This is a genomic window from Streptomyces sp. NPDC104309 (genome assembly GCF_055584025.1).
The window spans coordinates 1-11,453 of record NZ_JBVJMV010000093.1; the positions used below are offsets into that span (position 1 = coordinate 1).

General features: G+C 67.9%; 10 protein-coding genes and 3 pseudogenes. 7 read left to right on the plus strand and 6 right to left on the minus strand.

From position 1 onward, the window contains the following. The 4 genes and pseudogenes from ACZ68L_RS45460 to ACZ68L_RS45475 form a co-directional block, all read left to right on the plus strand. Positions 1–246, plus strand: a pseudogene (locus ACZ68L_RS45460) (hypothetical protein); the annotation flags it as partial. An 81-nt stretch (positions 247–327) separates the two neighbouring features. Further along, on the plus strand, positions 328–1,251 hold the full coding sequence (locus ACZ68L_RS45465; RefSeq protein WP_469590569.1) for an ornithine carbamoyltransferase: 924 nt from the start codon (positions 328–330) through the stop codon (positions 1,249–1,251). A 273-nt stretch (positions 1,252–1,524) separates the two neighbouring features. Beyond that, positions 1,525–1,869 (plus strand): transposase, encoded by a 345-nt coding sequence (locus ACZ68L_RS45470; protein WP_469590572.1) that lies wholly within the window; start codon positions 1,525–1,527, stop codon positions 1,867–1,869. A gap of 69 nt (positions 1,870–1,938) precedes the next feature. After that, a complete protein-coding gene (locus ACZ68L_RS45475) occupies positions 1,939–2,475 on the plus strand; it encodes an SMI1/KNR4 family protein (protein ID WP_469590574.1) in 537 nt (178 codons plus the stop codon). 16 nt (positions 2,476–2,491) lie between these two features. On the opposite strand, the gene ACZ68L_RS45480 is transcribed toward ACZ68L_RS45475, so the two are convergent. Together ACZ68L_RS45480 and ACZ68L_RS45485 are read right to left on the minus strand one after the other, a co-directional pair. Then, a protein-coding gene (locus tag ACZ68L_RS45480; RefSeq protein ID WP_469590577.1) for an IS5 family transposase occupies positions 2,492–3,300 on the minus strand; the annotation gives its coding sequence in 2 pieces (ribosomal slippage) (positions 2,492–2,952 and positions 2,952–3,300; 810 coding nt in all). Between the two features lie 236 nt (positions 3,301–3,536). Beyond that, positions 3,537–3,719, minus strand: a pseudogene (locus ACZ68L_RS45485) (IS1380 family transposase); the annotation flags it as partial. 61 nt (positions 3,720–3,780) lie between these two features. On the opposite strand from ACZ68L_RS45485, the pseudogene ACZ68L_RS45490 reads away from it, so the two are divergent. From ACZ68L_RS45490 to ACZ68L_RS45500, 3 genes and pseudogenes are all read left to right on the plus strand, one after another. Beyond that, a pseudogene (locus ACZ68L_RS45490) lies at positions 3,781–3,873 on the plus strand (SDR family NAD(P)-dependent oxidoreductase); the annotation flags it as partial. A 173-nt stretch (positions 3,874–4,046) separates the two neighbouring features. Continuing rightward, positions 4,047–5,144 carry an integrase core domain-containing protein gene (locus ACZ68L_RS45495; RefSeq protein WP_469590578.1) on the plus strand — a complete coding sequence of 366 codons (1,098 nt, stop codon included), beginning with the start codon at positions 4,047–4,049 and terminating at the stop codon, positions 5,142–5,144. Then, positions 5,141–5,362 (plus strand): hypothetical protein, encoded by a 222-nt coding sequence (locus tag ACZ68L_RS45500; RefSeq protein WP_469590582.1) that lies wholly within the window; start codon positions 5,141–5,143, stop codon positions 5,360–5,362. Before ACZ68L_RS45495 ends, ACZ68L_RS45500 begins: the two co-directional genes overlap by 4 nt. Before the next feature lie 234 nt (positions 5,363–5,596). Here the strand turns inward: ACZ68L_RS45500 and otr(A) are convergent, their stop codons facing one another. The 4 genes from otr(A) to ACZ68L_RS45520 all read right to left on the minus strand — a co-directional run bounded on the left by otr(A) (position 5,597) and on the right by ACZ68L_RS45520 (position 11,214). Beyond that, the gene (otr(A), locus tag ACZ68L_RS45505; RefSeq protein ID WP_469590586.1) at positions 5,597–7,477 is read right to left on the minus strand and encodes a tetracycline resistance ribosomal protection protein Otr(A); all 1,881 of its coding nucleotides are present in this window, start codon (positions 7,475–7,477) and stop codon (positions 5,597–5,599) included. A gap of 350 nt (positions 7,478–7,827) precedes the next feature. Further along, positions 7,828–8,583 (minus strand): class I SAM-dependent DNA methyltransferase, encoded by a 756-nt coding sequence (locus tag ACZ68L_RS45510; protein WP_469590590.1) that lies wholly within the window; start codon positions 8,581–8,583, stop codon positions 7,828–7,830. A 647-nt stretch (positions 8,584–9,230) separates the two neighbouring features. Next, positions 9,231–9,830, minus strand: coding sequence for an IS630 family transposase (locus tag ACZ68L_RS45515; RefSeq protein ID WP_469590596.1), 600 nt, complete (start codon positions 9,828–9,830; stop codon positions 9,231–9,233). Positions 9,831–10,023: 193 nt separating this feature from the next. Further along, a complete protein-coding gene (locus ACZ68L_RS45520) occupies positions 10,024–11,214 on the minus strand; it encodes a hypothetical protein (protein WP_469590593.1) in 1,191 nt (396 codons plus the stop codon). Positions 11,215–11,453 lie beyond the last annotated feature (239 nt).

Sequence of the window (11,453 nt, forward strand, 5' to 3'; positions counted from 1 at the left end):
CTGCGGGGCCGCTATCTGGGCGTCTACCAGCTGTCCTGGTCGGTCGGCGGTGCCCTCGCCCCGGCGCTGCTCACCGCGCTGTTGGAGGGCGGTGCAGCGCTGCCCTGGGTGTTCCTCACCGCGATCAGCGTGCTGGCCGTACCGCTCGTGCTCGGGCTCGACCGGCGGCCCGCGGCCACGAGCGAGGCCGCACGGGCCGAGGACGTCGCCCCCGTGGAGCAGCTCGACGGCGACCACGTCGGCTGAGCCTGCCCGCGCCTGTTGAGCGCGCACCGCGCTCGACGCCGACCGCCACCCCGCCCACCCCCGTCCCGCCAGGAGGAACCCGTGGCACACGTACGGCATCTGATCTCGATCGACGACCTTACCGACGCCGACCTGCACGCCCTCGTCGCACGCGGCGCCGAGTTCTCGGCCGGCACCGCTGGCCCGGTGGCCCCGCTCGACGGGGATATCGTCGGCATCTACTTCAGCAAGACCTCCACCCGCACCCGCACCGCGTTCTCCAGCGGCGCGCTGCGCCTGGGCGGCCGGATCGTCGCGTACGGGCCGGGCGACCTCCAGCTCAACACGGGCGAGACCAATGAGGACACCGGCCGGGTAATGTCCCGCATGCTCGACGTGCTGGTCGCGCGGACCGCGGGCGCCCCCGCGGAGATGCGCGTCTGGGCGGCCCAGGACCGGATGGCGGTCGTCAACGCGATGAGCGCCGACGAGCACCCCACCCAGGCGCTCACCGATCTGACCACCATGCGCCGCCGGTTCGGCGGGATCGACGGCCTGCGGGTGCTGTACGTCGGCGAGGGCAACAACACCGCCTCCGCGCTCGCCCTCGCCCTGACCCGGTTCCCCGGCACCGAGTTGGAGTTGCGCACCCCGCCCGGGTACGGCCTCGCGCCCGCCTACCGCGAGCGGGCCGCCGCTCAGGCCGCCCGCCACGGGTCACTCTTCCGGGAGCGGCACGACGTGGCGGACCTGCCGGGCGACCTCGACGTCATCTACACCACCCGCTGGCAGACCACCGGCACCAGCAAGCCCGACCCCGACTGGCGGGCCGTGTTCGCGCCGTTCCAGGTGACGGCGGCGCTGTGGGAGGACAGCCCCAAGGCCGTCTTCATGCACGACCTGCCCGCGCACCGCGGCGAGGAGGTCACTGCGGAGGTCCTGGACGGGCCCGCCAGCATCGCCTTCGAACAGGCCGAGAACAAGATGCACAGCGCAATGGCGGTGCTGGAGTGGTGCAGGCCATGACGGTGACCGAGGCGGCCCCGGCCACTGGGCTTGATCGCCGAGTAGCCGAGGGGATTCTCACCCAATGCCAGGAACTTAGCTTGACTCTGTCGGGGATCTTGGAGTTTTCCAGTGCGCCTGCGTGATCAGTGGGCATGCTCGGGGCTGTTCCGAAGACCGATGCAGCAACCGAGGTGTCCGTTGTCGCTCCGCCCCCGTTCCGGTGAGCAAGTCCCTTCTCTGACCGCGCGAATCGCCCGGGCAAGCAACCCAGGCGGTACGACGGCGATGTGGGTGAGAGACCGGCTGGACGGGCTGTGGTGCGACGAGGACTTCGCGGGCTGGTACCCGCGTGACGGACGCCCCGGGCTTTCGCCGGCCCAACTGGCCACCGTCTGCGTTCTGCAGTTCCTGATGGGCATGTCGGACCGGCAGGCAGCGGAGGCAGTCCGCTGCCGCATCGATTTCAAGTACGCCATGGCCTTGGAGCTGGACGATCCCGGCTTCCACCACAGCGTGCTCGCCGACTTCCGCGAGCGCCTCACCGAAGACGGCAGGGCGGACCGCCTCCTCGACCTGGCACTCGCCCGCCTGAAAGGGGCAGGGCTGCTAAGAAGTCATCTCATTTGGCCGAGATAGGGTGTCGGTCGCGGTTGACTCACACGGGTATCGATGCGAGTCGCCCCGGTGGATGGACGGAGCAAGGACATGATTGACCGTGATGGCCTCGCCGGTCTGATCCGCTTGATGCCGCCGCCGGTCGGAGCGGGGGCGATGGTGCACTGGGAGGCTGTGCAAACGGCCTGGGGGCTCGTGTTCCCCTCAGACTTCAAGGGGTTCCTCGCGCACTACGGTGATGGTTTGTCGGATCTGGATCTGAGTGTGTTGGTTCCTTCGACCGTGCCTCCTGAGACCTGTGACGAGCCGGGAGCCCCGAAAGGCGGCATGGGGTTCATCACCGCGGACGCGCGAGCTACGTGGATGGACACCGAACCCAACGGCATCGATGCAGCAGGCGGGGATCTGGTGGTCTGGGGAGCGGATGGTAGTGCTGACCTGTACTGCTGGCTCGCCCACGGCGAGCCCGAGGACTGGCCGGTGGTGCTCTTCAGTCACGGCGACGACACTTGGACGCGCTTTGACTGCGGCATGACGCAGTTCCTGTGCAGGGTGTTGAGCGCAGATAGTCGGGCCGAGGCCATGCAGGATTCTGCTCTGTGGGGCGCGGGCTTGCGCAGGCTCTGAAGTTGTTTGGTCTGCCTCATCTGGTGAGTCGGCGGTAGCAGATGAGAGTGCAGGCGATGCTGGTGAAGGCCAGGAAGTGATCGGCTTTCCGTTCGTAGCGGCGGTGGAGTCGACGGCAGCCGGCGAGCCAGGCCATCGTCCGTTCGATCGTCCACCGGTGCCGACCGAGTCGATGCGAGGTCTCGACCCCCTTGCGGGCGATACGGTGCCGGATACCCCGGTGGGATAACCAGCGCCGCAGGTGGTTGTAGTCGTAGCCCTTATCTGCGTGAAGCTTCCCCGGTTTGCGGCGCCGCGGTCCACGGTGGGATCGGATTGGCGGAATTCCCTGCACGAGCGGGATCAGGGCCTGACTGTCGTGCATGTTCGCCCCCGAGATTCCGACGGAGAGGGGCAGACCGGTTCGCTCGGTGATCAAATGGATCTTCGACCCATACTTGCCCCGGTCGACAGGATTCGGACCCGTCAGGTCCCCCTTTTCAGGGCCCGCATGTTCACCGAGTCGATCGCGCAGCGGGACCAGTCCAACTCACCTCGGGAGCCGAGCTCGTCAAGCACTACGCGGTGGAGCTTGGCCCACACCCTGGCCTTCGACCACTCGGAGAACCGTCGATGGGCTGTGGCCCCTGACGGCCCGAACGAAGCAGTGGGCAACTGCTGCCAGGTGCATCCTGACGTGGCCACGAACACGATCGCGGCCAGCACTTCACGATCACCGTGCCGACGCCGACCGCCACCCTGAGGCCGCGAGGGCGCCTCCGGCACCACCCGCTGGAACAACTCCCAGAGCTCATCCGGCACCAGCCGCTCAACGATCCCCACCATGAGCGACAGTCTACCGAGACCACCAAATGAGATGACTTCTAAGTTACCGGTATTGGGCTTAACCTCGATCGCTCATGAGGGGTCCGTCAGCTTGCTGACGGACCCTTTGTGGTGTGACTGGTGGTGGTTTTGGCGATCAGGGCAGGCAGACGGCCCGGTTGTAGCGTCGGGTAGGCTCCGGCTTTCACGGTTCTGGTGGGGGCGTCCAGGCTCGTCGGGACGGTTGAGTCTGCTGGTCAGCCGGGGTTCGGCAGGATCTGAAGCCAGTCGAGGGCGTCGATGATCACATCGTTCCATGGCCAGGTGCGGGCGAGCCTGAGCCGACGGTGCCGGCCGGTGGTGACCAGCTGGCCAGCGGTGGAATACAGCCGCAGGCGGAGCTGCTTAGCCTCGATCCACCGACGTGCTCTGAAGGTGATCTCTTGATCGTTTGGTGAGTCCTGCATGCCCACCATCGCCGTCGTCGGCGCCGGCCCCGGAATGGGCCTCGCGATCGCCCGCACCTTCGATGCCAAGGGATTCGATGTCGCCCTGATCGCCCGCAACAGGGAACGCCTGGACAGCTTCGCCGACCAGCTCGCCGCCGAGGGCATCTCCGCCAAGGGCTTTCCCGCCGATGTTGCGCTTGCCGATAACCTCATCCGCCCTGGTCGGAGCTGGTGTGCAGGGTGTACGGGATGTCGAGCGCGGTCGGTCGAGTCTGCGCCGTCGCGCGGCTGTCGATCAACGCGGCATGATGACCAATCGTGCTGCTGCGACTGGCCTACTTGGGCATGGCGAACGCGTTCGCCATGCTGCGCCTGCTACCGATGAGCGATCGGGACAAGGACGTGGAGATCCTCGCCCTGCGCCACCAACTGTCGGTGCTGGAGCGCCAACTCGGTAAGGAGAAGGTGCGGTTCAGCCCGAGCGACCGGGCGTTCCTGGCGGCGCTGCTGCACCGGCTGCCGCGGGACGTGCTGCGCAGGCTGCGGCTGCTGGTCCGGCCGGACACGGTGCTACGTTGGCACCGCGACCTGGTCGCCCGCCGTCACACCGCCGAGTCCAAACCGAAGCGCCCGGGTCGGCCCCGCACCGTGCGCTCCATCCGTGCCCTGGTGCTGCGCCTGGCACGGGGAAATCCCACGTGGGGCTACCGGCGCCTCCACGGCGAGCTGCTGGTGCTGGGCGTGACGGTGGCCCCCTCCACGGTCTGGGAAATCTTGCGGGAGGCCGGGATTGATCCGTCACCCCAACGGAGCTCAAGTACATGGGCGGACTTCCTGCGCTCGCAGGCCGTCGCCCTGCTGGCGTGCGATTTCTTCGAGACGGTCACCTTGTCCGGGGCACGGACGTACGTGCTCGCAGTGATCGAGCACGGCAGTCGGCGGATCCGGATTCTGGGCGCCACGGCACACCCGACCACCGCCTGGGTGGCGCAGGCCGCGAAGAATCTCGTCATGGACCTGGAGGACGCACGCTGCCGGGCGCGGTTCTTGATCCGGGACCGGGACGGGAAGTTCCCCGCCTTGTTCGACGCGATCCTCGCCGATGCGGGCATCGAGGTTGTGCTCAGCGGCGTCCGGATGCCGAGAATGAACTCGATTATGGAGAGGTGGGTGCAGACCTGCCGACGCGAGCTGCTTGACCGCACGTTGATCTGGAATCAACGGCATCTGCTCCACGCCTTGCGCGCGTTCGAACAGTTCTACAACTCCCATCGGCCGCATCAGGGCATCGCGAATGCCCGCCCGCTGCATCCATTGCCCACGCCGATCACCGATCCGGACGAGATCGCCGGCCTCGACATCCGCCGCCGCGATCGCCTCGGCGGCATTGTCCACGAGTACCGACATGCCGCATGACCTCAATGGATGACGTTTTCGGCAAGGGCAACGGCACGCGATTGCCCGACGGTGCGGCCGAGGACGAGGGCGCCGGGGCGGAACGCGGCTGGGACGACGCCTCTGAGCCGGGCAGAATCCACTTGCCGTTCTCCCGGTCGTACACGCCGCGCGTGGCGAACTGCTCGATCAGTTCCGTCTGTTGCCCCGTCAGACTCTCACCGCGCTGGGCCGGGTAGGAGGTCTCGTCGGGACTTGGGACCAGGCTGCGCGGCGAGGTGACGCCGCCCAGGGTACGGACCCGATCGCTCGTTGGCGCGTGTACTGCGGTGTTCGCGGCATGGCTGAGCGGCCGTCGGAAGACTGTTCAGGTGGGGGACTGTTGGCAGCATGTCGTGATGCGCACCAACAACACCGCCTACGGGGTGCCCTTGGCGACTACTTCGCCGCATCTGCCACCGACAGTCCTCAGACTAACGCTCCGCCCGCAGCGGCCGGTCCCCCGACGGCCGTGACCACCACACGCCCTCGCCGCGCGTCAGCCCCGGCAGGCACAGTTCCACGTCCCGCACGTGCCGCGCGGGGAGTTCGCCGGTGATCAGCCATGCGGTACGGCCGCCCGTCGTCTCCCCGAACTCCGTTCCGTACGCGGCGAGCCGAGCCGTCACCGGCGCCAGTGCGTCCAGCGGGAGTTCGGCCTCGAAGGCGTGGTACGGCTCGTACACCCGTGTGCCCGCCCGCTTCAGGGCGCGGCGCAGGACGTATGGGGTGAGCGCGCGGAAGTCGGCCGCCGTGCTGTGCTGTGAGGAGAAGCCGGACCGGACGAGCGTGACCCGGCAGTCGGTCACTGCCCAGCCGTGCAGGCCGGAGCGCAGCGTCGCGTGGACCGTGTCCTCGATGGCCTGATGGTAGGCGCGGGGCAGGGCGCCGAGTTCGGTCTCGTACGCGAAGACCGTGCCCGAACCGCGGGCACCCGGCTCGACGCGCAGGCCGATGGTGGCCATGTAGTGCGTCTGGTCGAGCCACGGCATCTCCTCGTACGCCTCCCTGGTGCCCACCGGGCGCTCCAGGAACCGCACACGGCTCGGCTCGAAGTCCGCCTCGATACCAAAGTCCTCGGCGAGCGTCGCCGCGATGACCTCCTTCTGCACCTCGCCGTACAGGAGCAGCGCGGTGGCGCCGGAGCCCGCGGGCCGGGCGTGCAGCAGCGGGTCCTGGTCGGCCAGGGTGAGCAGCGCCGACCGCAGGAGCGCCGCCTTGGCGGGGTGCCGAGCCCTCGCCAGGGTTTCCAGGGTCGGGGCGGCGAACTGGGGCGCCCTGCCGGTGACCTCCCCGAGCCGGTCGCCGACGCGGATGCCGGGGACACCGCGCAGCTCGGCGATGTTCCCCGCGGTGAGGGACGACGTCCCGGGCCGTCCGACCACGTTGAGATCGAGCGCCCGGCCCGTCACCTTTGTCGTGCGCCCGTCGGCCTCGCGCCGCAGGAAGGTCAGCCGCTGCCGGGGCGTCACTTCACCCTCGTACAACCGGACGCAGGCCCTCCGTTCACCGCCGGCGCCGGGCCGTACGGCGAACACGGTGCCCCGGGGAGCCTCCGTGGTGCCGCGCCGCTCGGGCGTGGGCGCCGGCACGAACCGGAGGATGCCCTCGACGAGTTCGGCGACGCCCTGACCACCCAGCGCGCACCCGAAGAAAAGCGGATGCGTGGAGCCGTCGGCGGTGCGCGCGGCGAGCGCGGCCCGCAGGTCGTCCTCGGTCGGGGCGGGGCCGTCCACGAGCGCGGCGAGGATGCCGGTGTCGACCTCGGCGAGCGTGGTGGCCACCCCCGGTGTGGTGAGCGGACGCGGTACGACCCGGGCATGCGGCGTGGCGATGTCCTCGACTCCCGTGAGCGGGACGACGCACGGAGTGAGTAGGCGCTGGACGTCGTCGAGCAGGCCCGTCTCGCGGGCGCCCGCCCGGTCGATCTTGTTGACGAAGACGAGCGTGGGCAGGCCGAGCCGCCGCAGGGTCTTCAGCAGGACCCGCGTCCTGGCCTGGACGCCCTCCACGGCAGACAGCAGCAGCACCGCGCCGTCGAGGACCTCCAGGGCACGCTCGACCTCGGCGACGAAGTCGGAGTGACCGGGGGTGTCGATGAGGTTGATCTGGACGTCGCCGGAGGTGAAGGCGGCGACGGCCGAGCGGATCGTGATGCCGCGCCGGCGCTCGATCTCCCCGTCGTCGGTGCGGGTGTCGCCAGCGTCGACGCTGCCGAGCCGGTCGATCGCGCCGCCTTCGAAGAGGAGCCGCTCGGTGAGGCTGGTCTTACCGGCGTCGACGTGGGCCAGAATGCCGATGTTCAGGGTGTGCATGCGTGGTCGAGTCCTCGAGAATCGTGAGCCAGTGGGGGAGCTGGGTCGTTCCGAGGAGTCGGCACATTTGGGGTCTCCCGAGGGTCGGCGGTGTGGTCACGCCCATCATGGCGTACCTTCGGGCCTCCGTAACCGAAATTCCGAGGCGGGTGGGGCGTCTTTCCGGTGGCGGGTGGGCGTCTGCGCGCAGCCCGTAGTGATCACGTTCAGGCTAGGGACAAGAGAGGGAAAGCGCTCTCGACCGTCGATGCCATGGTTGAGAGCGTAGGGCTCGCAGCCAGCAGATGCGCGGAGCCTCAGCGACGACCAGGCCGGATTTGGCGCTCAGAGGTGCTCGGAACCGTGCGGCGTCAGCTGATCGGCTTCTCCCAGACCGAGACGTGCTGACGGCTGTTCTCGGTGAAAGGTTTGCGCGTCCAACTGTCCCAGCGGTCACGCAGGCGCAGGCCGGCGAGCTGGGCCATGAGGTCCAGCTCGGCGGGCCAGACATAGCGGAAGGGGGTTGTGCGGGCCTCACCACGGCCGTCTTCCCCGATCGTGATGTAGTGGCAGGTTGCGTCCTGGGTGACGGTGTCGTAGACGGTGTAGGACCACCCCGTCGAACTGGTATGGAAGGGCACGATGTTCTGTCCGAGCGGGATCTTGCGAAGTTCCGGGACCGTGGTCTCGATGACGAAGCAGCCTCCGGGCGCGAGGTGCTCGGCAACGTTGCGGAAGCAGGCGACCTGGGCTTCCTGCGTGGTCAGATTCATGATGGTGTTGAACACCAGGTAGGCGAGGGAGAAGGGCCCATCTTCTTTCGTGTCCACCGTCGTGGTGGCGAAGTCGCCGATCGACACGCCGATTTCCTCGCCGCCGGGCTTGGCCCGCATCCGGGCCACCATCGCTCGAGACATGTCGATGCCGTGGACCGGAACGCCCCGGCGCGCGAGCGGCAGTGCGATGCGCCCTGTGCCGATCCCAAGCTCCAGGGCCCGTCCGCCGCCGGCGAGTTCTGCCAACAGGTCCGCAGTCTGCTCGATGACGTCCTGCTGGAACTCTGTACCGGTGGAATGGTCGTACCGCTCTGCTACATGTTCTCCGAAGTGCCCGTCTTCATCGATCACCGGCGGATCGTACCTCAGTGTCAGGCCGAGGCGCAGATATTTTCCGGGCGGCAGACACGACCAACCGCTTCCCACACCACAGCACTTGCGGACAGCGACCGGAGAATGCACGGCGGTGACCCCTCCGGTGCCCGTTTACGGGGAAGCCCTTATCGTGCCCAAAGCGGTCGGCTCCCAGCTGGGAGACAGCGGGCATTCGCTCACGGCAGACGACATTCAATTGCAAAAGACTGGAACCTCGGGCGGAGCTATGTCAACGTACAACATCCCGGAAGACACCAGGTCAGAGGAGGGTTGATCGACGGGTAAGGCTAGGAAGGATCGAAATGCCAGCCATGCGAGACTCTCGTTCTGGCGCTATTTCTGCTTAGGGGGTCTGTCTGTCTGATTATGCTATCCGATCTGCTCGCTTCACAGCCTCGATCCTTTTCGTCCTCGGGGGACTGAACGCCTGGTCCGGACAAATGTCGGGTAACTACAGAGCAACCTCCACCGGACTCTGTGTGTGCTTCTGTGCGGCCGGCCTATTCGGTGAGGGCCTGCTGCAGCGAAGCTACCGTCGCGGCGTCGTCATTCTCGCCCATATTGCGACGCACCCTGGGGTCGCAACTAGTGTCTCGTGATCCTGATTGCGTTACTTCGAATTGTTATTGACGAGTTTCTTCACGCTGGTCTGGACGAGTCGGACCTTGGCGAGAATCTCGTCGGCGGTGGCGGTCCAGGTGAAGGGGCTCGGGTTCTCGTTCCAGGAGTTGATGTAGTCGCGGATCTGTGTGAATCAGGACGTTGACGCTTGCGAACGTGCCGCGGCGGATGGACTGCCGAGTGGTGATCCCGAACCAGATCTCGATCTGGTTCAACCATGAGGACCCAACGGGGGTGAAATGGAAGTGGACGTGCGCGTTTTTCGCCAGCCATGCCTTCACGTCCGGGGTGGTGTGCGTGGAGAGGTTGTCCAGGACGACGTGGATCTCCTTCCCCGCATGCGGCTTGACGGCCTTCTTCAGAAACGCCAGGAAGTTCGCGCCGTTCCGGTTCGGCCTGCACTCGCCGAGGACTTCACCGGTCGTGACGTTCAGTGCGGCGAACAGGTTCGTGGTGCCGTGCCGCACGTAGTCGTGGGTGCGCTTTTCGGTGGCTGCGAAAGCCACCAGCAGCACTGGCTGGGTTCGGTCCAGGGCCTGCACCTGCGTCTTCTCGTCGATCGACAGCACCACGGCGCCACCGGGCGGGGCATCGCACGCCAGGCGTCAGCGCCTCCAAAGCGACCCGAACTGGTGGCAGTGAACTTCTCGTTCACCACGGCAGAACCCCGCCCGCTACCGCGGCGGGCGGCCTCGTCACCCGGGGCCGACGCGCCTCGACGGGACCGGAGTGGCACAGCGCCATCCTCATAGCTGTTCCGGAGTCGTGCTCCCAGCGAACTACCGGACCTGAATCTCAGTGCCAGGTGTTGTCGTTTCCGGAGGTCTGGGTCGGGAGTCGGTAGCCGAATTCCTCCCGGAGCTTCGGGGCGGCCGCGTCCGAGCGCATCGACAGCGCGACGAGCGCGGTGAAGCCGAGCGCCCAGATGCCCGCGACGATCAGTACAGGCGCGATATCAGTGGTCCGGGGGATCAGGGTGCCGAGCGCTCCTGCGCCCAGCAGCGCCCAGACCGTCGTCGCCGCGTGCACCTCGGACGCCTGAGTCGCCGTCGCGGTGATCGCGTGCGCGCGGTCGATGGCGGTCACATCCGCTCCGCCGCGGCGTACCCGCACGAGGGTGCGTCGCAGTCGCCGGACCCGGAGCACCGCGATGCAGGGGACGAGGAGCAGGCACAGGACGCCGAGTCCGGCGCCGGCCAGCTGCACCTGTTTCCAGATGGGAGTCGTGGGCGAGAGCGAGGGGCTCATCATGGCGAGCATGGCGATGACGAGGGTCGCGAGCACAGGGATGCTCGCGCGGTCGAGGTCGGTGGCCTCGGCGCGGTCTCGGGCCTTGACCTGCTGCCGCAGCTTCGTGTCCGCGTCGCCGAGGAGGAGCCGCGCGTGGCCCTGTTCGCCCAGGGCCTGTGCGGGAAGGCGCTCGCCCGCCGTGCGGCGCCACCGTCGGTCGGCGGCGATCAGAGCGAGTACGGCCGGGACACAGAGCACGCCCAGGACGGGCAGAGTCATCGCGATCGCCGGCCAGGCGGACGCGGCGAGCAAGACGCCGGCCGTTGCAAGGAGAAGGGAACCGATGACGATGCTGGTTACGACCGCCGGGAAGAATGGCGTGCGGCTGACGGGGCCACGCACCTCGACCGCGTTCCCCAGCGAGGGGGAGTCCTCGGCCGCTGCGTACATGTCCGCGAGCGCCAGTTGCTGGAAGGTCAGGGAGTAGCCGAGCACGATCAGGAAGACGGCGATACCAAGGCTCGCAGCGATGAGGGGGCCGCCGAACACCGGCACGAAGTCCGGTGGGTCGTCGGGGAAGCCGAATCTGCCGATGAGTGCGAGGACGGGAAGCAGACCGAACAGCGCCCCGCAGCCCGCGGCGGCCGCGCCCGACACGCGCACCAGGCTGCCGGTGCTCAGGACGTCGCGGGTAGGCGGCAGCTCGGGGCCGCGGTCGCGCCGCTCATCGCCGAGGGGGCCGCGATTCGCTTTCATGGCGCCAGGTTCTCACGGCCTGTGGTCGGCCGGGGCTCTGCAAGTTCCTGTCCCGGGCAGCGTCCCCGCGGTGGGAGGTTGCTGCTTAGAGGGCATTTGATCTAGGCGTATTGCCCTGTATGCCCTAGTAGGGCTTGGTCAGGGTGGTGCGAGTGCTGGTATGTCGCGGTGGCAGGTGGGGCAGGCGCCGGTCCAGGCTGCGAGCAGTAGCTGCAGTTCGCGGACGACTTGGTAGAGGC

Bases quoted from the DNA above. Each gene is read 5' to 3' on its own strand.
- ACZ68L_RS45475 (WP_469590574.1), top strand. From the start codon at position 1,939: ATGATTGACCGTGATGGCCTCGCCGGTCTGATCCGCTTGATGCCGCCG.
- ACZ68L_RS45520 (WP_469590593.1), bottom strand. From the start codon at position 11,214: ATGAAAGCGAATCGCGGCCCCCTCGGCGATGAGCGGCGCGACCGCGGC.
- ACZ68L_RS45500 (WP_469590582.1), top strand. From the start codon at position 5,141: ATGACCTCAATGGATGACGTTTTCGGCAAGGGCAACGGCACGCGATTG.